This is a genomic window from Sphingomonas montanisoli (assembly GCF_008274695.1).
GTDB lineage: Bacteria > Pseudomonadota > Alphaproteobacteria > Sphingomonadales > Sphingomonadaceae > Rhizorhabdus > Rhizorhabdus montanisoli.
Map to the genome: position 1 here is coordinate 581,567 of NZ_VTOU01000003.1, position 24,680 is coordinate 606,246.

Annotated in this window: 25 protein-coding genes; 19 read left to right on the plus strand and 6 right to left on the minus strand. The window is 66.7% G+C overall.

Going from position 1 to position 24,680, the window contains the following annotated elements; genetic code table 11:
* Nucleotides 1-30: 30 nt before the first annotated feature.
* The 6 genes from FYJ91_RS14055 to FYJ91_RS14080 all read left to right on the plus strand — a co-directional run bounded on the left by FYJ91_RS14055 (nucleotide 31) and on the right by FYJ91_RS14080 (nucleotide 4,316).
* On the plus strand, nucleotides 31-1,725 hold the full coding sequence (locus FYJ91_RS14055) for an MFS transporter (RefSeq protein ID WP_149522895.1): 1,695 nt from the start codon (nucleotides 31-33) through the stop codon (nucleotides 1,723-1,725).
* Nucleotides 1,722-2,390 (plus strand): uracil-DNA glycosylase, encoded by a 669-nt coding sequence (locus FYJ91_RS14060; RefSeq protein ID WP_149522896.1) that lies wholly within the window; start codon nucleotides 1,722-1,724, stop codon nucleotides 2,388-2,390. Before FYJ91_RS14055 ends, FYJ91_RS14060 begins: the two co-directional genes overlap by 4 nt.
* A gap of 153 nt (nucleotides 2,391-2,543) precedes the next feature.
* The gene (gene purS / locus FYJ91_RS14065; RefSeq protein WP_149522897.1) at nucleotides 2,544-2,777 is read left to right on the plus strand and encodes a phosphoribosylformylglycinamidine synthase subunit PurS; all 234 of its coding nucleotides are present in this window, start codon (nucleotides 2,544-2,546) and stop codon (nucleotides 2,775-2,777) included.
* A 3-nt stretch (nucleotides 2,778-2,780) separates the two neighbouring features.
* Nucleotides 2,781-3,446 (plus strand): phosphoribosylformylglycinamidine synthase subunit PurQ, encoded by a 666-nt coding sequence (purQ, locus tag FYJ91_RS14070; RefSeq protein WP_149522898.1) that lies wholly within the window; start codon nucleotides 2,781-2,783, stop codon nucleotides 3,444-3,446.
* Nucleotides 3,443-3,856, plus strand: coding sequence for a GFA family protein (locus tag FYJ91_RS14075; protein WP_219822602.1), 414 nt, complete (start codon nucleotides 3,443-3,445; stop codon nucleotides 3,854-3,856). The genes purQ and FYJ91_RS14075 overlap by 4 nt, the downstream gene beginning before the upstream one ends.
* A gap of 130 nt (nucleotides 3,857-3,986) precedes the next feature.
* A complete protein-coding gene (locus FYJ91_RS14080) occupies nucleotides 3,987-4,316 on the plus strand; it encodes a YnfA family protein (RefSeq protein WP_149522899.1) in 330 nt (109 codons plus the stop codon).
* A 90-nt stretch (nucleotides 4,317-4,406) separates the two neighbouring features.
* Here the strand turns inward: FYJ91_RS14080 and FYJ91_RS14085 are convergent, their stop codons facing one another.
* The 4 genes from FYJ91_RS14085 to FYJ91_RS14105 form a co-directional block, all read right to left on the minus strand.
* A complete protein-coding gene (locus FYJ91_RS14085; protein WP_181008514.1) occupies nucleotides 4,407-6,155 on the minus strand; it encodes a DUF885 domain-containing protein in 1,749 nt (582 codons plus the stop codon).
* A gap of 288 nt (nucleotides 6,156-6,443) precedes the next feature.
* Nucleotides 6,444-6,950: a L,D-transpeptidase family protein gene (locus FYJ91_RS14095; RefSeq protein ID WP_149522901.1), complete on the minus strand. Its 507-nt coding sequence runs from the start codon at nucleotides 6,948-6,950 to the stop codon at nucleotides 6,444-6,446.
* The gene (gene ribA / locus FYJ91_RS14100) at nucleotides 6,947-8,011 is read right to left on the minus strand and encodes a GTP cyclohydrolase II (protein WP_149522902.1); all 1,065 of its coding nucleotides are present in this window, start codon (nucleotides 8,009-8,011) and stop codon (nucleotides 6,947-6,949) included. Before ribA ends, FYJ91_RS14095 begins: the two co-directional genes overlap by 4 nt.
* On the minus strand, nucleotides 8,008-8,799 hold the full coding sequence (locus tag FYJ91_RS14105) for an exodeoxyribonuclease III (protein WP_149522903.1): 792 nt from the start codon (nucleotides 8,797-8,799) through the stop codon (nucleotides 8,008-8,010). The genes ribA and FYJ91_RS14105 overlap by 4 nt, the downstream gene beginning before the upstream one ends.
* A gap of 215 nt (nucleotides 8,800-9,014) precedes the next feature.
* On the opposite strand from FYJ91_RS14105, the gene thyA reads away from it, so the two are divergent.
* The 9 genes from thyA to FYJ91_RS14150 all read left to right on the plus strand — a co-directional run bounded on the left by thyA (nucleotide 9,015) and on the right by FYJ91_RS14150 (nucleotide 18,792).
* On the plus strand, nucleotides 9,015-9,941 hold the full coding sequence (gene thyA, locus FYJ91_RS14110; RefSeq protein ID WP_149522904.1) for a thymidylate synthase: 927 nt from the start codon (nucleotides 9,015-9,017) through the stop codon (nucleotides 9,939-9,941).
* On the plus strand, nucleotides 9,938-10,420 hold the full coding sequence (locus tag FYJ91_RS14115; RefSeq protein ID WP_149522905.1) for a dihydrofolate reductase: 483 nt from the start codon (nucleotides 9,938-9,940) through the stop codon (nucleotides 10,418-10,420). Before thyA ends, FYJ91_RS14115 begins: the two co-directional genes overlap by 4 nt.
* Before the next feature lie 177 nt (nucleotides 10,421-10,597).
* Nucleotides 10,598-11,539: a bifunctional riboflavin kinase/FAD synthetase gene (locus FYJ91_RS14120; protein ID WP_149522906.1), complete on the plus strand. Its 942-nt coding sequence runs from the start codon at nucleotides 10,598-10,600 to the stop codon at nucleotides 11,537-11,539.
* 43 nt (nucleotides 11,540-11,582) lie between these two features.
* Complete coding sequence (gene ileS / locus FYJ91_RS14125; protein WP_149522907.1) at nucleotides 11,583-14,477, plus strand: isoleucine--tRNA ligase; 2,895 nt, start codon at nucleotides 11,583-11,585, stop codon at nucleotides 14,475-14,477.
* Nucleotides 14,474-14,971 (plus strand): signal peptidase II, encoded by a 498-nt coding sequence (lspA, locus tag FYJ91_RS14130; RefSeq protein WP_149522908.1) that lies wholly within the window; start codon nucleotides 14,474-14,476, stop codon nucleotides 14,969-14,971. Before ileS ends, lspA begins: the two co-directional genes overlap by 4 nt.
* Entirely contained in the window at nucleotides 14,961-15,392 is a 432-nt protein-coding gene (locus tag FYJ91_RS14135) for a DUF3035 domain-containing protein (protein ID WP_149522909.1), read from the plus strand. The genes lspA and FYJ91_RS14135 overlap by 11 nt, the downstream gene beginning before the upstream one ends.
* 144 nt (nucleotides 15,393-15,536) lie before the next feature.
* Nucleotides 15,537-16,460, plus strand: a complete 924-nt coding sequence (locus FYJ91_RS14140) for an ABC transporter permease (protein ID WP_149522910.1) — start codon at nucleotides 15,537-15,539, stop codon at nucleotides 16,458-16,460.
* Nucleotides 16,457-17,245 (plus strand): ABC transporter permease, encoded by a 789-nt coding sequence (locus FYJ91_RS14145; RefSeq protein WP_181008515.1) that lies wholly within the window; start codon nucleotides 16,457-16,459, stop codon nucleotides 17,243-17,245. The genes FYJ91_RS14140 and FYJ91_RS14145 overlap by 4 nt, the downstream gene beginning before the upstream one ends.
* Complete coding sequence (locus tag FYJ91_RS14150) at nucleotides 17,242-18,792, plus strand: ATP-binding cassette domain-containing protein (protein WP_149522911.1); 1,551 nt, start codon at nucleotides 17,242-17,244, stop codon at nucleotides 18,790-18,792. Before FYJ91_RS14145 ends, FYJ91_RS14150 begins: the two co-directional genes overlap by 4 nt.
* 12 nt (nucleotides 18,793-18,804) lie before the next feature.
* Here the strand turns inward: FYJ91_RS14150 and FYJ91_RS14155 are convergent, their stop codons facing one another.
* Entirely contained in the window at nucleotides 18,805-19,578 is a 774-nt protein-coding gene (locus FYJ91_RS14155; protein WP_149522912.1) for a LytTR family DNA-binding domain-containing protein, read from the minus strand.
* Nucleotides 19,579-19,754: 176 nt separating this feature from the next.
* Between FYJ91_RS14155 and FYJ91_RS14160 the strand changes: the two genes are divergently transcribed.
* The 4 genes from FYJ91_RS14160 to FYJ91_RS14175 all read left to right on the plus strand — a co-directional run bounded on the left by FYJ91_RS14160 (nucleotide 19,755) and on the right by FYJ91_RS14175 (nucleotide 23,528).
* On the plus strand, nucleotides 19,755-20,630 hold the full coding sequence (locus FYJ91_RS14160; RefSeq protein ID WP_149522913.1) for a transferrin-binding protein-like solute binding protein: 876 nt from the start codon (nucleotides 19,755-19,757) through the stop codon (nucleotides 20,628-20,630).
* Nucleotides 20,631-20,680: 50 nt separating this feature from the next.
* Nucleotides 20,681-21,958 carry a surface lipoprotein assembly modifier gene (locus FYJ91_RS14165; protein WP_149522914.1) on the plus strand — a complete coding sequence of 426 codons (1,278 nt, stop codon included), beginning with the start codon at nucleotides 20,681-20,683 and terminating at the stop codon, nucleotides 21,956-21,958.
* 83 nt (nucleotides 21,959-22,041) lie between these two features.
* Nucleotides 22,042-22,443: a DUF427 domain-containing protein gene (locus FYJ91_RS14170; RefSeq protein ID WP_149522915.1), complete on the plus strand. Its 402-nt coding sequence runs from the start codon at nucleotides 22,042-22,044 to the stop codon at nucleotides 22,441-22,443.
* A 2-nt stretch (nucleotides 22,444-22,445) separates the two neighbouring features.
* Nucleotides 22,446-23,528 carry an acyl-CoA thioesterase gene (locus FYJ91_RS14175; RefSeq protein ID WP_181008516.1) on the plus strand — a complete coding sequence of 361 codons (1,083 nt, stop codon included), beginning with the start codon at nucleotides 22,446-22,448 and terminating at the stop codon, nucleotides 23,526-23,528.
* A gap of 167 nt (nucleotides 23,529-23,695) precedes the next feature.
* Here FYJ91_RS14175 and FYJ91_RS14180 read toward each other — a convergent pair whose 3' ends face one another.
* Nucleotides 23,696-24,472: a TorF family putative porin gene (locus tag FYJ91_RS14180; protein ID WP_149523372.1), complete on the minus strand. Its 777-nt coding sequence runs from the start codon at nucleotides 24,470-24,472 to the stop codon at nucleotides 23,696-23,698.
* Between the last annotated feature and the right edge of the window lie 208 nt (nucleotides 24,473-24,680).

A 24,680-nucleotide genomic window follows, 5' to 3' on the forward strand; every position in this document is an offset into this window, starting at 1 on the left:
CCGAAAGCGTTTGCGCGCGTTTAGAGGGGAATGGCGGACGCGGGCATAGAGACGATCGGCAATAGCGGACCCGGCGGACCATTTGCGCCTTTACGCTGGCCGCTGTTCCGGCGAATCTGGTCGGCGTCGCTCTTTTCCAATTTCGGGCAACTGATCCAGGGCGTCGGCGCCGCATGGGCGATGACGCAAATGACCGGGCGGGCCGAGATGGTCGGCCTGGTCCAGTCGGCAACCTTTGCGCCGATCATGCTGCTGGCGGTGATCGCAGGTGCGGTGGCCGACGTTTATGATCGCCGCAAGATTGCGCTTTACGCGCTGTCGCTATCGCTGGTCGGCGCGGTGGGGCTGAGCCTCGTGTCGGCGGCGGGGCTGCTGACGCCCGGGCTGTTGCTGGTGTTCTGCTTCATCGTGGGCACAGGCGCCGCGATGTTCGCCCCGGCATGGCAGGCATCGGTGGGTGAGCAGGTGCCGCAGCGCGATCTGCCCGCCGCGATCGGGCTCAACTCGATCAGCTACAATATCGCGCGCAGCTTCGGCCCTGCGATCGGCGGCTTCCTGGTCGCGCTGGCGGGTGTGCTGGCGGCGTTCGGGGCGAATGCGCTGTCCTACATCCCGCTGATCATCGTGATGTATCTGTGGAAGCGCATGCCCGAAAAATCGCGCCTGCCGCCCGAAGGGCTGGTGCGCGCGGTGATTTCCGGCGTGCGATACGTCTTCCATTCGCCGCACATGCGACGGGTGTGCATCCGCACGATCATCCTGGCGACCGCAGGCACCTCCGCCTCGGCGCTGATGCCGCTGATCGCGCGCCAGCTGCTGGGCGGCGATGCGACCACATATGGCATCATGCTCGGTTGCTTTGGCATGGGCGCGGTGGCGGGCGCGCTGAGCATGGCCAAGGTGCGTGCGCGGATGAGCAACCAGCGGCTGATGGTGGCGTGCGCGCTGGTGATGGCGCTTTGCTATGTCGGCGTCGGGTTCAGCCGGTGGGCGGTGCTGAGCGGCCTGCTGCTCGCTATCGCGGGATCGGGGTGGATGGTGTCGATCGCTTTGTGCAACATCTCGATCCAGGTGGCGGCGCCGCGCTGGGTCACGGGCCGCGCGCTCGCTTCGTTTCAGACCGCGACGACAGGCGGGATCGTGATCGGCAGCTGGGGCTGGGGCCGCGTCGCCGAAAGCCACGGGACCGATATCGCGCTGATGGTATCGGGCGCGGCGCTGGTCGCGACGCTGGTGGTCGGGCTGTGGATTCGCATGCCCGAGGTCGACGAAGCCGACGAGCGCCTCGTCCACCAGCCGATCGACGTCGACCGCAAACTGGACCTGAAGGGCCGCAGCGGACCGATCGTCGTCACGATCGAATATCGGGTCGCAATGGACGATGCGCGCGCCTTTTACGGCGCCATGCAGAAGGTAGAGAAAATCCGCGCGCGCACCGGTGCTTATGGCTGGTCGATCGCGCGCGACATCGGTGATCCCGAAATCTGGACCGAGCGATATCATACGCCGACCTGGCATGATTATCTGCGCCAGCGCAGCCGACTGACCGAGACCGAACATGAGATGACCCAGCGCGCGACCGCCTTCCACCAAGGCGAGGAAAAGCCGCGCGTCCGCCGCAAGCTCGAGCGGCCGTTCGGTTCGGTGCGGTGGAGCGACGAGGCGCCCGATCGCGGCGATCCCGATATCATCATGCCGGTGTCGCCATCGCAGGCCAGCGGGTGACGGAGCTTTTCGAAGCACGCGCCGAACCGGGCCGCGATTGCCCGCTCTGCCCCCGGCTGGTCGACCTGCGCGAGACACTGCGCGCGCAACATCCCGACTGGCACAATGCGCCGGTGGCAAGCTTCGGCGATCCGCAGGCATGGCTCGCGATCGTCGGCCTGGCGCCGGGAATGCACGGCGCGAACCGGACCGGGCGGCCGTTCACGGGCGACCAGTCCGGCCCGCTGTTCTACGATACGCTGCTGAAGACCGGGCTGGCGCACGGCGAATATGGCGCGACGCCCGACGACGGGGTGGCGTTCGACGGCGTGATCATCATCAACGCGGTGCGCTGCCTCCCGCCCGCCAACAAGCCGACGCCCGAAGAGGTGCGGACATGCCGCCAGTTCCTGGAGCCTGCGCTGAAGGCGCTACCCAACCTCGAGATGGTCGTGGCGCTAGGGCAGATCGCGCACCAATCCGCCGTCAAGGCGCTGGGCGGGAAACTGCCCAAATGCCGCTTCGCCCACGGTGCCGAACATCGCGTGCCGCGCGGGACGATCCTGATCGATAGCTACCACCCGTCGCGCTACAACCAGAATACCGGGCGGATCACCGCGGAGATGTTCGAAAGCGTGTTCACGCGGGCGATCGAACTTCACAACCATTCGCCATTGCGAGCGTAGCGAAGCGATCCGGGCCCGAACCAAGCAAGGTTCGCGAGAATCGGCTTGGATTGCTTCGCCGCCTCCGGCTCCTCGCAATGACGAGGAAGGGTTGATAGCGCGCCCGCACCACGCCATAGGGGCGCCAATCCAATCCAGCTAAGGCCAGCGCCCATGAAGACTCGCGTCTATGTCACCCTGAAAGGCGGCGTTCTCGATCCGCAGGGCAAGGCGATCCAGAATGCGCTGGGCGGCCTTGGCTTTTCGGGCGTCAACGATGTCCGCGCGGGCAAGCTGATCGAGCTCGAGCATGACGACGACGTCACCGATGCGGCGATCGAGGATATGTGCAAGAAGCTGCTCGCCAACACGGTGATCGAGAACTTCCGGATCGAACGGAGCGCATAAGCCATGAAGAGCGCAGTCATCGTCTTCCCCGGATCGAACTGCGACCGCGATCTCGCCACGGCGATCCGCGACGTGACCGGCAAGCGACCGGAAATGGTGTGGCATCGCGACAGCGAACTGCCCGACGATGTGGGCCTGATCGCGGTGCCCGGCGGCTTTTCCTATGGCGACTATCTGCGATCGGGCGCGATGGCGGCACGTTCGCCGATCATGCGCGCCGTCGTCGATGCGGCGGGACGCGGCGTGCCGGTTCTGGGCATCTGCAACGGCTTCCAGATCCTGACCGAAGCAGGGCTGCTGCCCGGCGCGCTGATGCGCAATGCGGGCCTCGATTTCGTGTGCCGCGACGTGGGCCTGACCGTCGAGAACAGCCAGTCGATCTTCACCGCACGCTATGACCAGGGTGAGGCGATCACGATCCCCGTCGCGCATCATGACGGCAATTTCACCGCCGATCGCGAGACGCTGGACCGGATCGAGGGCGAGGGCCGCGTCGCCTTCCGCTATACCGAACAGGTCAACGGATCGTCGCGCAGCATCGCGGGCGTGCTCAACGATGCCGGCAACGTGCTGGGCATGATGCCGCACCCCGAACGCGTGATCGAGGCGGCGCATGGCCGCAGCGATGGTCGGCGGCTGTTCGAGGGGCTGCTGGAAACGGTGGCGTGACCTACGGAGCGGGCTGCCTCTGCGGCGCGGTCCGCTTCACGATCGACGCCGAGCCGATGGCGGCGCGGACCTGCTGGTGCCGCCTGTGCCAATATCTGGGCGGCGGCACCGCGACGGCCAACATCTGCTTCCCGAGCGACAAGGTCACGCGCACAGGCGAACTGACCTTTCACGACAGCGTCGCCGATAGCGGCAACACGATCCGGCGCGGCTTCTGCCCGACCTGCGGCACGCCGGCGACGAGCGAGGCGCTGAGCCGCCCGCACCTGATCTTCCTGCGCATCGGCACGCTCGACGACCCCGATCTGATGGGTCCGCAGGCGACGATCTGGACCGAAGCGGCGCCCGAATGGGCGTGCATCTCCAGCGAGATTCCCAACTACCCTGCGCAGGTGCCGCCGGTCGCGTGAGCGCAAAGAGCGCGCCTTTCCCCAAAGACTCGTCATTGCGAGCGGAGCGAAGCAATCCACTCCGAACTGCGGACTGGATTGCCGCGTCGCCTCCGGCTCCTCGCAATGACGAGAGAGGATATGGGGCCGCGTGAGCGGGGCCGGCTTCGCCATCTTCGCCGCCGCCGCGCTGTGCGAGATTGCGGGCTGCTTTACCTTCTGGATGTGGCTGCGGCTGGGCAAATCGCCGCTCTGGGCGGTTGGCGGCACCGTGATTCTGTGCGCCTTCGCCTGGTTCCTGACGCGGATCGAGGCTGCGTCGGCAGGGCGCGCGTTCGCCGCCTATGGCGGGGTCTATATCGTCTGCTCGATCGCATGGATGGCGGCGGTCGAGCGGGTGATGCCCGACCGCTGGGACTATCTGGGCGCCGCGATCTGCATCGTCGGCAGCGCCGTCATCCTGCTGGCACCGCGCGCTTAACAAACCCCGTTCGTGTCGAGCGAAGTCGAGACACGTTGGCTGAGCGCGTGTGAACGTGTCTCGACTTCGCTCGACACGAACGGATGAAAATCAATCCTCGATCTTCCAAGGCCCCTTGCCACCGTCGGCGATGAAGCGGTCGGTGCGCTGGGTGACGACGGGGAGCGGGACCGAGCCGAGCGACAGGATCATGTCGTGGAAGGCGCGGATGTCGAACTTGGTACCCAATGCCTTTTCCGCGCGCGCGCGTTCGGCCTCGATCTGCAATTCGCCGAGATAATAGGACAAGGCCTGCCCCGGCCATCCGATATAGCGATCAACTTCGGTCCCGATCTCATGATCGGACAGCGCGCTATTGTCGTGGAGGAAGGCGACCGATTGCTCGCGGGTCCAGCCCTTCGCATGGACCCCGGTATCGATCACGAGCCGCGCGGCGCGCCACATCTGGTAGCTGAGCATGCCGAAGCGTTCGTAGGGCGTGTCGTACATCCCCATTTCGACGCCCAATTTCTCGCAATAGAGCGCCCAGCCCTCGCCATAAGCCGAGATATAGGTGTGGCGGCGATAATCGGGGCGGTCCTCATTCTCCGCCGCCAGCGATCCCTGCCAGCTATGGCCGGGCGCGGATTCGTGGAGGGTGAGCGCGGTCAGCTGAAACAGCGGGCGCGAGGGGAGATCGTAGGTGTTGACGAGATAGGTGTCCTGCCCGCCGCGCCCGGCGGTGTAGAAGGGCGCGATATCGTCGGGCACCTTGATGATCGCAAAGCGGCCGCGCGGATTGCGCCCGAACCAGCGCGAGGCGACCGCGTCGAACCGCTTCGCCGTCCACGCCGCGCGATCGAGCAGAGCCTGCGGCGTCTTCACATAGAATTGCGGATCGGTGCGAAGGAAGTGGAGGAAGGCGGGGAAATCCCCCTCGAACTTTACCTGTTTCATGATGTCGGCCATTTCGCCACGGATCTTCGCGACCTCGGCGAGGCCGATCGCGTGGATCTCCTCCGGGCTTTTGTCGAGCGTGGTGTAGGCGCGGATCTGGGCGCGGTAATAGGCCTTGCCATCGGGCAATCCTTCGGCCGCCAGCCCTTTGCGCAGATGTGGGGCATAATCGCTGCGCCAATAGCCAAGCAGCTTGGCATAGGCCGGGATCACCTGCTTGCCGATCACGTCGACAGCCTCGGCGCGCAACGCCGCCTGCCGTTCGGGCGAGACGCCTGCGGGCATCGTCTTGAACGGGACGTACCAATTGGTGTCCTGCGGCGACTTCGCCTCGGCGACCGAGGCGATGCCGCGATCGCGCCCGCCCATGATCGCGGCGGGCGGGGTGAAGCCGCGTTTCGACCCCAGCTTCATGTTGGCGATCTGCTGATCGAAGTAGCGCGGGATATCGCGCATCAGCGAGATCAGGTTCACATAATCCCTCTCACGCTTCAGATTCTGCGCGGCGAAGGCGATGTCGGACCAGAAGGCGCTGTCCGAATTGAGCGGCTTTTCATAGTCGCGGAAGCGCTGGGCATCGACGAGCGTGGCGATCTGCTGCCGATAGACAAGGAAATCCTCGCGCTTGTCGGGCGAGAGTTCGGCCTGCGGCATCGCATCGAGTTTGGCGAGAACGTCGGCCCAATAGTCGAGGCGGACCTTCTGATTGGCGAGGCTTTCGTCGGGAAGATGCGCGGGCGTGCCACCCTTGGAATATTCGGCACTCTGAAAAGTGTCCTGCCGGTAAGCCCATTCCTTCGCGGCGAGCGCGTCGAAGGTGGCGTCGGCGGGGGTGGCGGCCGGCAGTGCCGTCGCCGCCAGGCAGATCGCCACCGTCATCATCGTCGCGAGCGCACGGCGCATGTCGAACCCCTTCGTGATTGTCATGCGCCCAGAAAGCGGAAAATCGCCGCGCGCGGAAGGGGGCGTGCGCGGCGATCCCAGATGCGTGAAGCCGGCTCAGTCGCCCAGCGTCATTACCGGCGCGAATCCACCATAGATCATCCGCTTGCCATCGAACGGCATGGGGTTCTTTTCGGGGTCCTTTGCCCCGGGCCGGTCCTGCGCTCCCTATCGCTGATCGGACGACGGGAACGGATTAGTGAATAACCCAATTGGTTCATTTTGTCAAGATATGTTCTTCACATGTTCTCAACGGATCGCGAGGGCATCCCCCGGCGCGAGCATCGGCAGGATGCGCAGCAATTCGGCCTTGTCGATTGCGACGCAGCCGGCGGTGCTGCGGTCCTCGAAACAATGGAGGAAGATCGCGCTGCCGAGACCTGGGACGGGTGGCGCATCGTTGTGACCGAGGATGACGATGACGTCGTACAGGCCGTCGTCGCGTTCGAGATGCTCGGCCGAGTGCGCGTGCGGGTGACGGACGGGGCGGTTATAGGCGGGATCGTCGGCGCCGTCGGACCAGCCATCCCCGGCGCGGATCCAGCGCCACGGCAGGCGCAGCCCCGGCGGGGGCGCGGCGCGGCCGGGGCGGAACAGGACGCAGCGGATCGGCCAGTCGCCCAGCGGGGTGCAGCCGTCGCCTTCGCGCTTGGCCTCCGCCGCGCAGGCGCCCGAGCGGCCGATCGTGCAGGGGATGACGCGGCCGTCGGGTGCGATGAGGGTGAACGCCGCCGTGTCGACGACGATGCGGCTCACAACAGGTGGCCCGTCCGATCGCGCTTGGTTTCGAGATAGGCGATGTTGTGCGGATTCTCGCCCATCTTGTGCGCGACGCGTTCGACCACCGTGACGCCCTGCGCCTCCAGCCCCGCGACCTTGTTCGGATTGTTGGTGAGCACGCGCACGCGCGTCTGGCCGAGGAGGGTGAGCATCCGCGCAGCCGTCCTGAAATCGCGCTGGTCGACGCCGAAGCCGAGGCGCAGGTTCGCGTCGACTGTATCGAACCCCTGATCCTGCAGCTGATAGGCGCGCAGCTTGTTGATCAGGCCGATGCCGCGCCCTTCCTGCCGGAGATAGAGGAGAATGCCCCAGCTGGCATGCGTCATCGCGTGGAGCGCGCCGTGAAGCTGCGGCCCGCAATCGCACTTGAGCGACCCCAGCACGTCGCCGGTCAAACATTCGCTGTGGAGGCGCACCAAAGGCGGGGTGCCGTCGGGCGTGCCGATGATCAGGGCGACATGTTCGGCCGCGTCGGCGGCGTGGCGGAAGGCGACGATCTCGGCCTTGGCATCCTCCGCCACCGGCAGGCGCGCGCGCGCCGCGACGACAAGGCTGGCGGGATCGTCATAAGCGTCGAGATCGGCAGGGGTGACGCGCGCCTCGACCGGGCCGTCCGCCCGCACGAACAGAGCCGGGAGCAACCCGGCGGCGCGGGCGAGGCGCAAGGCCGTCGCTGCGGCTTCGGGCGCGTCGACATGCTGCGCGAGGAACGGGCCTTTCAGCGGCGTTTCCAGATCGCGCGCAGGATCGGCGAGCGCGATCGCGGTCGGCAGATCGAGCCAGGGGACGCGGCCGATCAAAGCGGGGCAGTTCGGGCTCGCCGCCTCGCGCTGGTTCGCCAGCCGCAGGGTCGCGGCGCGCGCGGCGGAGAGGAGCAGGTCGGCAGGCGCCGCACCTTCGTCGAACGCCTCAAGGCTCGGCCCGTGCGCGGTTTCGACTGCGAGAACGTGCAGCACCCCATCCGGCCCGTCGACCGCGACCGGCCAGCCGCGCTTGAGCGCATCGATCGCACGCGCCGCATCGCGGGATGCGCTCATACGTCGAGAACCGTGACCAGCGGGATATGATCGGACGGCTTGATCCACGATCGGCACGGCTCGCAGATATAATGGCCGGTCGCCTTCTTCGCGAGATCGGGGCTGGCCCACATATGATCGAGCCGGCGGCCGCGATCGTTCGCGGTGAAATCGGGCGAGCGGTAGCTCCACCACGTATGGAGCCGCGCGGGCGCTGGATAGAAATGGCGGCCGAGATCGACCCAGTCATGGCTCGCCTGCAACCGGCCGAGCGTCTCGACCTCGATCGGCGTGTGGCTGACGACGTCGAGCAGCTGCTTGTGGCTCCACACGTCGCATTCGAGCGGGGCGATGTTGAAATCGCCGACCAGAAGCGTCGGCTCCTTCAATTCCGCCGACCAGGCGATCATGCGTTCCAGGAAGTCGAGCTTCTGCCCGAACTTGGTGTTGACCGTGCGATCGGGAATGTCGCCGCCCGCCGGGATATAGACGTTCTCCAACCGGATTCCGCAATCGAGCCGCACGCCGACATGCCGCGCCTCGCCATTGTCCTGCCAATCGTGGCGGCCGCTGTCGTGAAGCGGCAGTTTCGAGATGATCGCGACGCCGTGGTGCATCGGCTGCCCCTTGAGCTCGAAATGATCGTAGCCCAGCTCGCGGAACATCGTGAACGGGAAGGTGTCGTCGCGGACCTTGGTTTCCTGCAGGCACAATATGTCCGGCTGTTCCTGTTCCAGAAACTGGCGGACGATATCGATGCGCGCACGCACCGAGTTGATGTTCCAGGAGGCGATCTTGAGGCTCGACATGGAGCCGCGATGTAACACCTTCCCTTGTCCCTGCAAGGGAGGGCGCCCTTCTAACTCCCCTCCCTCTTAGGGAGGGGTTGGGGGTGGGTGCGAGCGCAGCGAGCATGCTCGCACGTCCCGTAAAGCTTCGCCTTCGGGCTTCGAGCCCTCGGCTGCGCCACCCACCCCCTTCCCCTCCCTTGAAGGGAGGGGGGATTGGGGGCTAGGCGTGGGGCATGACCACGCATCCCGAAACGCAATATCTCGATGCCATGCGCCGCGCCTGGGAAGAGGGCGATGAGCGCGTCGATCGCACCGGCGTGGGCACCCGCGCCTTGTTCGGCGTGACGATGCGCTTCGACCTGTCCGACGGCACGATCCCGCTGATCACGACCAAGAAGGTCGCGTGGAAGGTGGCGGTGAAGGAGCTGATCTGGTTCCTGTCCGGCGACACCAACATTCGCGAACTGGTGCGGCAGAAGGTGCATATCTGGACCGACTGGCCGATGGCCAAATATGTGAAGGCGACGGGCGAGCAGATCGACCGCGCGACCTTCGAACAGCGCGTGATCGACGACGATGATTTCGCCGCGAAGTGGGGTGATCTCGGCCCGGTTTACGGCAAGCAGTGGGTCGATTGGCCTCATTATACGCCCGTCGACGGCGGGCTGTTCCGCAAGGAAGACAAGGGCGTCAACCAGATCGCCGATCTCGTCACGATGATCCGCGACAATCCGACCTCACGCCGGCTGATCTTCACCGGGTGGAACGTGCCGCATCTGGGCGAGATGGCGCTGCCGCCGTGCCACATGACCTATCAATATCAGGTCGCGAACGGGCGGCTGCACGGCATCCTCTATCAGCGATCGTGCGATCTGGGCCTCGGCTTCCCCTTCAACATCCTGGAGGCCGCGCTGCTGATCCGGATGCTGGCGCAGCAGACGGGGCTGGAGCCGGGCGAACTGGTGTGGATGGGCGCGGACACGCATGTCTATTCGAACCACGGTCATCTGGTGGAGGAGCAGACGTCGCGCGAGCCGCGTGCCTTCCCGACGTTCAGCTTCGCGCGCAAGCCGGAGAGCATGTTCGACTACCGGCTCGAGGATTTCGTGATCGACGGCTACGATCCGCACCCGCACATTTCGGCGCCGGTGGCGGTGTGAAACCGGAAATCACCTTCGTCCTGGCCCGCGCGCGCAACGGGGTGATCGGGCGCGACGGGGATTTGCCGTGGCGGCTGCCCGCCGACCTCAAGCACTTCAAGGCACTGACGGCGGGCGCGCCGATGCTGATGGGGCGCAAGACGTTCGACAGCCTGCCCGGCCTGCTGCCCGGCCGCCGCCATATCGTGCTGACCCGCGATCCGGCGTGGCGCGCCGAGGGGGCCGAGGTGGTCCACACTATCGAAGCCGCGATCGCGGCGGCGAATGGCCCGCGCCTGTCGGTGATCGGCGGGGCGGAAATCTACGCGCTGATGCTGCCCCACGCCGACCGGATCGAGCTGACCGAGGTGGATGCGGCGCCCGAGGGTGATGCGATCGTCCCCGCGTTCGGCCCCGAATGGCGCGAGACGGCGCGCGAGGCGCACCCGGCCGAAGGCGACCGGCCGGGATATGCGTTCGTGACTATGGTTCGGGCCTGATTAGATCCTCCCCCGCCAGGGGGAGGTGTCAGCGCAGCTGACGGAGGGGGAGGACGCGAGACCTCCTGATCATCGCCACCCTCCCCCTCCGTCGCCTTCGGCGCCACCTCCCCCTGGCGGGGGAGGATTATCGGGGGGGCAATTGCGCCCGATCCCCCCTCTTCCTATAGGCGCGTCATGGAGCGGCTGACATGCGACACGCCGGTGCCCGATCATCTTCGGGGTGGCGTGGTCGCGCTGGGCAATTTCGACGGCTTCCACAGGGGGCATCAGGCGGTCGTCGGCGCGGCGGTCGCGCATGGCCGCGAGACCGGCAAACCGGTGCTGGTCGCGAGCTTCGATCCGCACCCGGTGCGCCATTTCCGGCCCGACGCCCCGCCCTTCCGCCTGACCACGCTGGATCAGCGCGCGCGGCTGTTCGCCGAGGCGGGCGCGGATGCGATGCTGGTCTTCCGCTTCGACGACGTGCTGGCGAACGTATCGCCCGAGACCTTCGTCACCGATTATCTGATCGGCCGCGCGGGTGCGACGCATGTGGTGACGGGCGAGGATTTCACCTTCGGCAAGGGCAAGGCGGGCAATGTCGCGGTGCTGGCCGAGACCGGCGCACGCCACGGCCTGACCACGCAGGCGATCGCGCATCTGAGCGACGATAGCGGCCCCATCTCGTCGAGCCGGGTTCGCGCGGCGCTCCAATCGGGCGAGTGCGAGGAGGCGGCACGGCTGCTCACCCGCCCCTATCGGATCGAGGGCGTCGTCCAGCATGGCGACAAACTGGGCCGCACGATCGGCTTCCCTACCGCCAACATCGCGATGGGGAATTATCTGCGCCCGCGCTACGGCATCTACGCGATCCGCGCGCGCCTTGATGACGGACGCGTGGTCGACGGCGCCGCGAATCTCGGCATCCGGCCGACCTTCGATCCGCCCAAGGAGCTGCTCGAAGCCTATCTCTTCGATTTCGCCGAGAGCCTGTACGATCGCACGGTCGAGATCGAGCTGATCAGCTTCCTGCGCCCCGAGGCCAAGTTCGACACCCTCGACGCGCTCACGCGCCAAATGGACGCCGATTGCATCGAGGCAAAGGCGCGGCTTGCCGCCCTTCCCCCCATAAACTAAGGCCGGCCCCTCACCCGGCACGACCGGGAACATGGATGAGATAATGGCCGAAGCACCCGACTACCGCGACACCGTCTTCCTGCCGACGACCGACTTTCCGATGAAAGCGGGCCTGGCGCAGAAGGAGCCGGCGATTCTGGCGAAGTGGGCGGCCGACGATCTCTACGGCCAGTTGCGCAAGGTCCGCGCGGGCCGCGAGCGTTTCATCCTGCATGACGGCCCGCCCTACGCCAATGGCGACATCCACATGGGCCATGCGATGAACAAGGTGCTGAAGGACATCATCGTCCGCAGCCAGACGCTCGCCGGCAAGGACGCGCCCTATGTTCCCGGCTGGGACTGCCACGGCCTGCCGATCGAGTGGAAGGTCGAGGAAGCCTATCGCGCCAAGAAGCTGAACAAGGATGAGGTCGATCCCGTCCAGTTCCGCGCCGAATGTCGCGCCTATGCCGAAAAGTGGGTCGGCATCCAGCGCGCGCAGTTCGAGCGGCTGGGCGTCATGGGCGATTGGGACGATCCCTATCTGACCATGAAATATGAGGCCGAGGCGGCGATCGTCGGCGAGCTGCTCAAGTTCGCCGAGACCGGCCAGCTCTATCGCGGCGCGAAGCCGGTGATGTGGTCCCCGGTCGAAAAGACCGCGCTGGCCGAAGCCGAAGTCGAATATGAGGACATCACGTCCACGCAGATCGACGTGGCGTTCGAGATCGTCGAGAGCGCGATCCCCGGACTGGTCGGCGCCTATGCGGTGATCTGGACGACGACACCGTGGACGATCCCGGTCAATCAGGCTTTGGCTTACGGGCCGGAGGTTCGATACGTCGTTCTCGAAGCAGACCGAAATTACCTGATTGCTGACGCTCTGGCAGAAAGCTTCATCGCACGAAGCGGTATCGAGGTAACGAAGCGTTGGGACTGGCTCCCGGGTGAAAGCCTCGCCGGCACGATAGCGCAGCACCCGATGCACAAGCTCGGCGGTTTCTTTGCGAAGCCGCGGCCGCTGCTCGCGGGCGATTTCGTGACGACCGATGCGGGCACCGGCCTGGTCCACATGGCACCCGATCATGGCGAGGACGACTTCTTCCTCTGCAAGGCGAACGGCATCGATCCGGTGTTCGCGGTCGAGGGCGACGGGAAATATCGCGCAGACTGGGCGTGGATGGGCGGACAGGGTTCGGTCATCAACCCCAAGTTCAACGGCCCCGAAGGCCCGATCTGCACCGACCTGCGCGAAGCGGGCGCGCTGCTGGCCGCGAGCGCGGACTTCAAGCACAGCTATCCGCATAGCTGGCGCTCGAAGGCCAAGGTGATCTTCCGCTGCACGCCGCAGTGGTTCATCCCGATGGATAAGCCCATCGCGGGAGGCCATGTCTCGACTTCGCTCGACATGAGCGGTGGTGGGGGTGATGGCGCCCAACAAACCCCGCTCATGTCGAGCGAAGTCGAGACATCTTCGTCGAACGGCCCCACCCTGCGCGGCATCGCGCTCGACGCGATCGCCAACACCCGCTGGGTGCCCGAAAAGGCCGAGAACCGCATCACCGCGATGGTCGCGGGCCGCCCCGACTGGGTGATCAGCCGCCAGCGCGCCTGGGGCGTGCCGATCGCGCTCTATGTCGACAAGGACGGCAATTATCTGCGCGACCCCGCCGTCAACGCGCGCATCACCGCCGCGTTCGAACAGGGCGGTGCCGATGCGTGGTTCACCGCCGATCATCAGGCGCTGCTCGGCCCCGATTATGACGCGGCCGACTATGAGCCGGTGAACGACATTCTCGACGTGTGGTTCGATTCGGGCTGCACCCATGTGTTCACGGTCGAGGCTCGCTATGGCGCGGGCGTTCGCGCCAACCTGTATCTCGAAGGATCGGACCAGCATCGCGGCTGGTTCCAGTCGTCGCTGCTCGAAAGCTGCGGCACGCGCGGGCGGGCACCCTATGACGCGGTGCTGACGCATGGCTTCGCGCTGGACGGCAAGGGCAAGAAGATGTCCAAGTCCGAAGGCAATGTCGTCGATCCGCTCAAGGTGATCGGCGAAAGCGGTGCGGACATCCTGCGCCTGTGGGTCGCCAGCACCGATTATTTCGAGGACGTCCGCATCTCGAAGGAAGTGCTCGCCGGCACGTCCGACGCCTATCGCAAGCTGCGCAACACATTCCGTTACCTGCTGGGCGCTCTGGATGGTTTTTCGGAGACCGAGAAGGTCGCGCCGGGCGAGATGCCCGAGCTGGAACGCTACGTCCTCAACCTGCTCGCCGAGCTCGACACCGAGCTGAAGGCGGCGACGGCGGCCTATGAGTTCAACCGCTATGCGCGCGCGCTGACCGACTTCGCGAACAACGATCTGTCGGCCTTCTTCTTCGATATCCGCAAGGACGTGCTCTATTGCGACGCGCCGGACAGCCCGACGCGCCGCGCCTATCGCACGGTGCTCGACACGCTGTTCCACGCGCTCGTCCGCTATGCCGCGCCGATCCTGTGCTTCACCTCCGAAGAGGTGTGGGGCACGCGCTATCCCGAGGGTGGATCGGTCCACCTGCTGGAGTGGCCCGAGGTCGATGCCGGCTGGACGGACGACGATCTTCGCATGAAGTGGGCGCTGATCCGCCAGCACCGCCTACGGCTCACCGGCGAGATCGAGCCGCTGCGCCGCGACAAGATCGTGCGATCGAGCCTGGAGGCCGATGCGACCGCGATCATCTATGACCCCGCGCAGGCGAGCCTGCTCCGATCGATCGACTTTGCCGAGATCGGCATCGTCGCGAAGGTGGATATCGTCGACGGCGATGCCGCGGTTGAAGCGCCTGCGGGCGAGAGCGTCCGCTTCGAAGTCGCCAAGACCGAGTATGAAAAGTGCGGCCGCTGCTGGCGTCACCTGCCCGAAGTGGTCGAGGACGGGGCGCTGTGCGCACGCTGCGAGGATGTGGTCGGCGCATGAACACACGCCTGATCGGCTATGGCACCGGCGTGTTGGTCTTCGCGATCGACATGCTGTCCAAATGGTTCATGACCGGGCCGATGAAGATGGAGGAGCGCGGGCTCGTCCACATCCTGCCGATCTTCGATCTGCGCTTCGTGCCCAATTATGGCGTGTCGATGGGTTTTCTGGTCGCGGGATCGGAGCGCGAGCGGTGGATGCTCGTCGCGATGACGGCCGCGATCGCGATCCTGGTCGGCGTGTGGTTGTGGCGCGAAAAGGCGCGGGCGGACGTGATCGCGCTGGGCCTCGTCCTCGGCGGTGCGCTGGGCAATATCGCGGACAGGGTGCGGCTGGGCTATGTGGTCGACTTCCTCGATCTGCATTTCGGCGACTGGCATCCGTTTTTGGTCTTTAACGTGGCGGACGCGGCGATTACGATCGGTGTCGTGCTGCTGGTGCTGCGCGCGCTGTTCGTGCGTGAAGCGCCCAAGGAGAATGGTAATGCGGTCTAAGCTTCTCATCGGTTCGGCGCTGGTCGCCATGACGGCGCTCAGCGCCTGTGGCGGCGGCGGCAAGGGCGGCGTGATGGCCGGCCGGGGTGCCGCGCCGGACGAGTTCGCCGTATCCAAGCGCGCGCCGCTGACCATCCCGCCCGATTTCGCGCTGACCCCGCCCAAGCCCGGTGCCCCGCGCCCGCAGGAGGCCGATTCGAGCCAGCAGGCGCTTTCGGCCATGTTCGCCGGCACCGCCGCGCCCAAGAGCCAGACCGAAAAGGACATCATCGGCCTGACCGGCACGCAGGCCGAACCTGGCATCCGCTCCGCCGTAGCCGAAACCAAGACCGTGCTGGTCGACAAGGGGCCGGTGACGCGCACGATTTTGGCGGCGGCCGACAAGCAGGATCCCGCGGCCAGCGTGTCGATGGGGAATTGATGCCAGGCGCGTCGTTCCTGCGCTGATGCAGCCACCCCGACGCTCTTTTTCATCGTCATCCCGGGCTTGACCCGGGATCCAGCTTCTTCTGCCGCCGACAAGGCAGCTGGACCCCGGGTCAAGCCCGGGGTGACGGGGTAGGCGGTGTTCCACCTCCTCCGCCGGCGCCTGTTCACCGCGCTGCCGACGCTGGCGGCGGTGATCATTCTCTCCTTCGGGCTGATGCGGGTGGCGCCCGGCGGGCCCTTCGACGGCGAGCGTCCGCTCGATCCCGCGACGCGCGACGCGCTGATGGCCACCTACGGCCTCGATCGGCCGCTGCCCGAACAGATCGGCCTCTATCTGTGGCGGCTTGCCCATGGCGATTTCGGGCCGTCGCTGGTCTATCGCGACTTCAGCGTCACCGATCTGATCGCCAAGGGGCTGCCCGTATCGCTCACCTTGGGCGGGTGGGCGCTGCTGCTCGCCTTCGTGCTCGGCCTCGCCGCCGGGATCATCGCCGCAGCGCGCAGCGGAACCGCGATAGACCGCGCGATCATGTTCGCGACCACCGTGCTGACCGCGCTGCCGAGCTTCGTCGTCGGCCCGCTCCTCGCCTTGCTGTTCGGTCTGCGGCTAGGCTGGCTGCCCGTATCGGGCTGGGCCGATGGCGATGCGGCGCATCTGGTGCTGCCCGTCATTGCACTCGCCCTCCCCTATGCCGGCGCGATCGCGAAGCTGGCGCGCGCGGGGCTCGCCTCGGTGCTGGCGCAGGACCATATCCGCGCCGCGCGGAGCCGGGGACTGTCCGCCACGCGCATCCTGATCGTCCACGCGCTGCGCCCCGCTTTGGTGCCGGTCGCCTCCTATCTCGGTCCGGCGGCGGCGGGGCTGCTGACGGGCGCGGTGGTGATCGAGACGGTGTTCGGCCTGCCGGGGCTGGGGCGCTACTTCGTGCAGGGCGCGCTCAACCGCGACTATCCGCTCGTTCTGGGCGTGGTCGTGATCTACGCGACGCTGATCGTGCTGTTCAACCTGATCGCCGACCTCACCTATGGCTGGCTCGATCCGCGGACGCGCGACGCATGAGGCTGTCGCTGCCCCTCTGCCTCGTCGCTTTGATCGCGCTGACGGCGTTGCTCGGCCCGTTCCTGATCCACTGGCCCTATGACGCGATCGACTGGAATGCGGTGCGCGCCGAGCCGTTCGCGGCGGGGCATGTCATGGGCACCGACAGCGTGGGGCGCGACCTGCTCGCCCGCACCCTTGTCGGCACGCGCGTGACATTGGGCGTCGCGACCGCGGCGGCGCTGGTCGCGCTCATCGTCGGCGTGGCGTGGGGGGCGGTGGGGGGCTGGTGCGGCGGGCGGATCGACGAGGCGATGATGCGCATTGTCGACGCGCTCTACGCCTTGCCGTTCATGTTCGTCGTGATCCTGCTGATGGTCGTGTTCGGCCGGTCGATCCTGCTCGTCTTCATCGGGATCGGCCTGGTCGAATGGCTGACGATGGCGCGGGTGGTGCGCGGGCAGGTGCTGACGCTGAAGAACCGCCCGTTCGCGCTGGCGGCCGAGGCGGCGGGCGCGCGGCCCTTCGCGATCGTAGCGCGCCATATCCTGCCCAATCTTGCCGGCGTCGCGATCGCCTATCTGCTGCTGACGGTGCCGCAGGTGGTGATGATCGAGAGTTTCCTGTCGTTCCTGGGCCTGGGCGTGCAGGAGCCGATGACGTCACTGGGCATCCTGATCAAGGACGGTGCCGACGACATGGACGTCGCGCCCCACGCGCTGTTCCTGCCCGGCATGGTTCTGATCGCGATCCTGGTCTGCCTGACGATCGCGGGCGAAAAGTTGCGCGATCGGATGACGGCATGACGGTGTTCGCCGCCGAGGGGCTGACCGTCGACATCGGCGGGCGGCGGATCGTCCACGGGATCGACTGCGCGATTCCCGCCGGCCGCTGCCTCGCGCTGGTCGGCGAATCGGGATCGGGCAAGAGCCAGAGCTGCTTCGCGCCCTTCGGCCTGTCGGTGGGTGTCGCGGGCGGATCTGCGATCCTCAACGGGGAGCAGTTGGTCGGCGCCAGCGAGGCTAGGTTGCGGCGCCTTCGCGGGCGCGACGTCGGCTTCGTCTTTCAACAGCCGCTGACCGCGCTGACGCCGCATCTGACGGTGGGCAAGATGCTGTCCGAGGCATGGCGACAGGCGGGTGCCCCACGCCCCGGCCGCGCCGAGATGGTCGCCGCGCTGGAACGGGTCGGCATCGAACAGGCCGCCGACCGGCTCGATCAATATCCGCACCGCCTGTCGGGCGGACAGCGGCAGCGCGTCGCGATCGCGATGGCGATCGCGCACCGCCCCAAACTGCTGGTCGCCGATGAGCCGACGACGGCGCTCGACGCGGTGCTGCGCGCCGACATGATGCGCCTGCTCGATCGGCTGCGCGCCGAGGAGGGTATGGCGATGCTTCTGGTCAGCCACGATCTCGCCAGCGTCGCCGATCATGCCGACGAGGCGCTGGTGCTGCGAGACGGGCGCATGATCGAGGCGGGGCCGGCGCCGATGCTGCTGCGCGCGCCGACCAGCGACTATGCGCGCGCGCTTATCGCCGCATCGCCGCGCCTGACCGATCCGCCGCCTCCGCTCGGCCCGGTCGGCCCGCCGCTGATCGAGGCAAGCGGCGTGTCGGTCAGCTTCGAGCGCCCCGGATGGCGGCGTGGGCGGGTGACGGCGGTGGACGATGCTGCGCTGACGATCGCGGAGGGTGAGGCGCTGGCGCTGGTCGGCCGATCGGGATCGGGCAAGTCGACGCTGGGCCGCGCCATCGCCCGGCTCGGGCCGATCGATGCGGGCGCGGTGCGGTTCGCGGGGGCGCCGCTGCCCGATCGCAAGGCGATGCGCCCCGCCGATCGCGCGGCGCTGCAGCCCGTTTTCCAGGATCCGATCGCCAGCCTCGATCCGCTGTGGCGCGTCGCCGATGTGATCGCGGAGCCGCTGCGCAACCTGCAGCCCGATCTCGATGCGGCGGCGGTGGCCGCAAAAGTGGCCGCGGCGCTGGCCGAAGTCGATCTCGATCCCGCGCTTGCCGACCGCCGGCCCGCCGCGCTGTCGGGCGGGCAGGCGCAGCGCATCGCCATCGCCCGCGCGCTGATCGCCAGCCCCAAGATGCTGCTGCTCGACGAGGCGACGTCGGCGCTCGACACGCTGGTGGCGGGAACGGTGCTCGACCTGCTCGGCCGGTTGCAGCGGACGCGCGGGCTTTCGATCCTGATGATCACCCACGACCTCGCCGTCGCGCGGCGGCTTTGCCACCGCGTCGCCGTGATCGATGCGGGACGGATCATCGAAGAAGGACCAATGGAGGCCGTGATCTCCGCGCCCCGCCACACGGTGACGCAGAAACTGGTCGCCGCGAGCGCTTAAGCGGGCGTTATCTTAAGCGGCCTGCCGCTCCTCGGCGAGCCAGCCGGCTTGGCGCAGGATCGCAACACGGTTGCGCGCAACCGGCACGCGCAGCCCGTTGACGAGGATCAGCGTCAGCGCGCGATCCTCACGATACCAGCCCTGCACGGCGTCGCGCGCGACCCACCACGAACGGTGAACCTGTGCACCATCGCGCGCCTCCAGCGCCTTCACCGCCTCGCGCATCACCGCGAAGTGAAGGAGCGAGCGATCCTTCAGATGGATGCGCACATAATGGTCCTCCATCTGGAGGCAGAGCGCAGCCTTCAGCATGTGATCGGGCAGGGGCACGGAGTCGCGATCGGCCCGCGGTTCGGCGAGCTCCTGCTTCCGGACATTGCGCAGTTCGAGCCAGGCCAACGCGGCGATGGCCGGAAGCGCCACGACGATCGTCAGCCCATACCAGTCGAGCGTCCGCATCCGTGCCGCATGGCTAGGCCAGAACAGCCAGGTCTCGAGCGCACCGATCGCGGCCAGCGGGACGCAGCCGATCAGGACGAGCGCGATGCCCGAAAAGACCGGCGGGAAACCCTTTCGCGGCCCAAGCCGGATCGCCGCGACCAGGCAGGGCCAGAGCAGCAGGCTGCCCACCCAGAACAACGCCGTCCAATAGATGATTCGCGCGAACGGATTGGCCGCGTAGCTGCCGAACGGCCCGATCAGCCCGAACTCCACCCCGGCGAGCGTGGCCCAGCCGAGGATGCTCGCCCAACGCGCCGGGCGGCCGAGAAGGGGATCGGAGAACATGGCGCCTCAATCTGGTCGAATCGCGCCGATCGAGCAAGACGTAACAGGCGCCGTAACGTCCGCTCGCCCGTTCGCCCATTGGCGAAACGGCCGTGGCCGCTCCCAACGACCGCGATCAGAAAGCGGCAACGCAATGGGACAGGGCAATGACATTGGGACTGATGCTTCGAAGGAGCTTGAACGCAGGTACGATCGCGTCGCTGACGCTGCTCGCCGGGTGCGGCGGGGGCGGCGGCGGTGGACTGGTGTCGACCCCGCCCCCGCCGGCTACGAACTACACCACCCTCGCCAACGCCACGTCGTCGACGACGTTGAGCACCAAGGCATCGGTGTACGAGTTCGAGCGGCTGAACAATGCATCCGCCCCGACGATCCGATCGGGCGCGACGAGCATTGAGGTCGTCTATGACAGCACGACCAAGACCTACACGCTGCGCGGTACGCCGATGATCGGATCGACCAGCCGCATCGAACAGAGCTTCGGCCCGTCCGACGCTGCGGCCGGGTTGCCATCCGGCAATTATGACAAGACGGCGGTAGCCAACGGCAACACCCAGGTCAGCCGGCTGCAGGTCGGCGCCCCCGCCAACCTGACATATGCCGGCTATGGCCATTGGACGGTCGGGTCGACCGTCGGCGTCGATCAGCGATTCGACGATGTCTATTTCACCTATGGCGTCGCGACGCAGACCGCCGACATGCCCAAGACCGGATCGGCCACCTACACGCTGGGCGTCGGCGGCCAGGGTGCAGCGCCGCTCGACGGGCGCGGGACGCTGAGCGCGAACTTCGGTGCGGGCACGGTGAACGTCAGCCTCGAAACCCAGTTCGTCTATCGCGCCAATCAGACCTTCAGCCCGTTCGCGACCTTGACCGGATCGGGCGCGATCAGCGCGAACGGCTTCAGCACCCAGCTGTCGGGCAATGGCTATACCGGATCGATCGACGGCCTGTTTTACGGGCCGGCGGCGGCCGAGGTCGGTGGCGCGCTGACGATCGCGAAGGACGGCGGGGTCGTCGCGGCCGGCTATCTGTTGGGCAGGAAGGACTGAGCACGGCGTTGCGACCCGACGTGCTCGGTTCCCGGCGGTGGCGTGGCGTGGTGGGCGTCGTTGCAGCAGCGACGCTCACGGCGCCCGCCGCCGCTCAATTGTCTGCGCCCGACATGCTGGGCCTTGCCGATCGCGCGGCAGCAGCGCAGCGCACCGACGAGGCGGAGACGATCTGGCGCGCGCTGGTGCAGGATCCCGATGTCGAGATCCGCACCGAGGCGCGCTTTCGCCTCGCCATGATGCGGATCGACCAACGCCGCCTGCGCGATGCCGCGATCCTGTTCCGCGCGATCCTGGACGAAAAACCGGATGCGAACCGCGTGCGGCTGGAACTGGCGCGTGTTCTGGCGCTGATGGGGGATGAGGATGCCGCGCGTCGGCAGTTGCGACAGGCGCAGTCGGCGGGCTTACCCCCGGATGTCGCGATCACGGTCGAACGCTTCGCCAGCGCGCTGCGCACCACGAAGCGCTTCGGCGGATCTTTCGAGATCGCGCTCGCGCCCGACAGCAACATCAACCGCGCGACGCGGGCGACGACGCTCGACACCGTGATCGCGCCGCTCACCCTGGATGATGATGCCCGCGCCAAATCCGGGCTGGGCGTGAAAGCGAGTGGCGAGACCTATGCACGCGTGCCGGTGGCGGACGGGGCGGCCTTGCTGCTGCGCGGCTTCGGCAGCGCGACATTCTATGGCGACAAAAGCTTCAACGATGTCTCGGTGGGCGCGAGCATCGGGCCCGAATGGCGATCGGGCGGTGAAAGGGTGCGCCCCGCGATAGGCATCGGCCGGCGCTATTATGGCGGCGATCTCTATGCGCGCACGACCAGCGCGACGATCAACTGGCTCCATCCCGTCAGCCGCCGCGACCAGATCGTCACCGAAGTTTCGGCATCGCGCGCGCGCTATCCGGTCAATCGGTTGCAGGACGGCGCGATCTATGACGGATCGATCGGCTTCGAACATGGTTTCTCGCCGCGCGCCGGGACCAGCGTGACCCTGTTCGCCAACCGGCAGACCGCGCGCGATCCGGGCTATGCGACGACGGCGGGCGGAGCATCGCTGCTGCTGTGGCGCGACGCGGGGGCGGCGACGCTTTACGCCACCGCGACGTGGCGCAGGCTCGAAGCCGACGCGCGGCTGGCGCTCTTCAACCGCCGCCGGATCGACGATTATGCGCGGATCGGCGTCGGCGCATCGTTCCGCAAACTCACGGTGGCCGGCCTCGCGCCGATCGTGCGGGTTGCCTACGAACGCAATCGATCGACCGTCGGACTCTACGCCTATCGCCGGCTTGCGGTGGACGTCGGGATCATCCGCGCCTTCTGATTCCGGAGTTTCGGAAGGCGCCCGGTTGTTTTGCGCTCCCCCGCCCCTGTGCCTATCGTCCCGACTAAAGAGGAGAGACGGGCATGAGCGAGGATGTGAGCGGCTATGGCGCGCGCTTCGACTATCGGGTCGATATCATGCGCCGGCGCAACCTGCTGACGGCGACGAGCAAGGCGGGCGTCGAACTGGCGCGCAGCGAGCGGGCGTTGCTGGTCGACGAGCAGAATCACGGCCTCGTCTTCTATTTTCCGGAAGGCGACGTCGATCTGGCGAAGCTGGCGCGCATCCCCGATCGGACGAGCTATTGCCCCTATAAGGGCCACGCATCCTATTGGGGCCTGGCGGGCGAAGAGGGCGAGCCGGTCGCCTGGGCCTATGAGACGCCGTACCCCCAAGTCGCCCAGATCACAGGGCATATCGCTTTCTATCAGAATCGCGTGACCGTCTCGATCGGGATCGCGGCGGCATTGGTGAAGGGGGCATGACGATGGGCGATCAATTTCCGATCAAGGGCCGGGTTTCGGCGTGGGATGGCGACACGCTGATCGCGGAGAGCGAGGCGGCGGTGGCGACCGACACGGTCGAGGCGAATGGCGGCATATTGATCCCGGCGGCGGACGGATCGCTGACAAGCCACGATCCGGAGGCGCTGCGCATCGAGGTGGAGGATCGCTGGCCGAACGGCGGCGGGACCACCAACCGTTTCCCGCGCTGGGGCGATGTCGACGATCTGCTGCGGCTGATCGACGTGCAGCCGGCAGGCGATGGCGCCTTCACCGGACCGACCTATGGCGACATTCGCCGCAACGTCGTCGAGGGCGGGCAGCTGCTGGCCATGTCGATGGTCGCAGCGGCCAAGAGCGCGCCCGACAAGCGCGTCGTCAACGCGCATATCGTGCTGGAACGCCCCGCCGTGTTCGACAAGCCGATCGACCTGACCGTCGATCGGCAGCGCGTGGGGCGGCAATTCGCGACCCTGGGCGTGCGCGCGACGCAGGGGGGCAAGCCGGTCTCCTGCTCGCTGATCCTGCTCGACCACGGATCGCCCGATCTGATCACCGGGCAAATCGCGATGCCGGAGGTGAAGGGGCCGGAGGACTGCCCCGCGCATGATTTCGGCCTGCTCGGCCGCGACGTGCGCTTCGTGAACGGCGATTATGATCCCGATCCCGACCGGATCGGCCCGCCCGAACTCCATTGCTGGATTCGCCACCGCGATGCGCCGAAGGAGCTGTATCTGCAGCAGGCGTTGCTCGCCCAGCCGGTGACGCATTTCACGATCGCGGCGGCGATGCTGCCGCATCCCGGTTTCGGCGAGGCGCAGGCGCATTATACTTTGTCGACGGGTGTGCTGACCGCGACGATCGCATTGCATGGCGAGCCGGACCTGACCGACTGGTTGCTCTACACCAATCCCGCAATCCATGCCGGACGTGGTCTCGCGCAGGGACAAGGGCATGTGTTCACCCGCGACGGGCGGCTCGTCGCCTCCTACACCGTCCAGGCGATGATCCGCGAGTTCGCGGCGAGCGCCAATGAAAGCGGGCTCGATTCGACGCGGATCATGTAGGTCGTTCGCGCGCCCAATTTCGTCATTGCGAGCGTAGCGAAGCGATCCATTCCGCAGTTCGGAGTGGATTGCCGCGTCGCCTTCGGCTCCTCGCAATGACGAAGTTAGTAGGGTAGAAAAGGGGCCGCGACAGCGTCGCGGCCCCTTTCTGGCGATCCGTTGAGGGATCAGAAGGCGTAGGTGACCGAGCCGACGACGCCGGCCTTGCCGACATTCTTGCCGGCGGTGCCGACGAACTCGCCCTTCTTGGCGTCGGTATCGACATAAGCGATCCCGAAGGTCGCGTTCCTCCAAGTGTATGTCGCGCCCAGATTCCAGTCGACATAGTTCTTGAGATTCGCGGTCAGGAAGCTGCGGCCCTTCGAATATCCGACATGGCCGGTCAGGCCGAAGCCCGTATCGGGAATTGTATAACCGGCTTCGCCATAGAGATAGAGATTGTCGTTCTTGGTGTTCGCGCCGCTGGCGAGGCCCTTCTGCTTGGGATCATAAGCGAAGCCGCCCTTCACCGTCGCGGGGCCGAACGCGCCCTTGGCCGAACCGTAGATTTCGAGAAAGTCGGTGTTGGCCGCCTTGTCCGCGCTGGGATAGACATAATAGAGCAGGCCGCCGTCGAGCGTGACGTTGTCGATCGTCTTCGAATAGCCCGCGATCAGATCGAGCTCGGCATCGGCGCCGGCCGCGACATAATCATCGATCGTCGACGACCAGAAGCTCGCATAGAGGCCCGAACTGTGGGTGATCGTGGCGCTCGCCTGCGGCGCGATGTGCAGGTTCGTCTGCGAGACGCCGCGAAAGCGATAATCGCTGACGAGAGCCGCCGAGCCGGTGAGCGTGAAATCGGACGCGGGCGCGTCCTGAGCGAGCGCCGGCGTGGCGACAGCCGTCAGCGCGAGGGCCGAGCCCATAGTGAGAGCCAAGCGGCCGATCAGGGTGGAGCGCATCAATTTATACCCCTTGAACGTGGTTTCCACGTTCCCCCTGCGCTGCCCGGGGCATGACCTCTGACCTTGCGGCCGGGCACGCTTCCCTGACGAGACATGTGTCTATTGCGCCTCGCTATCGCAGCGCACAACGCCAAATTACATCATTTATTGCTAGATCATGACTACTGTTGCGGCAGAGCAACAGTAGTTCTGGCGCTGTAGACCG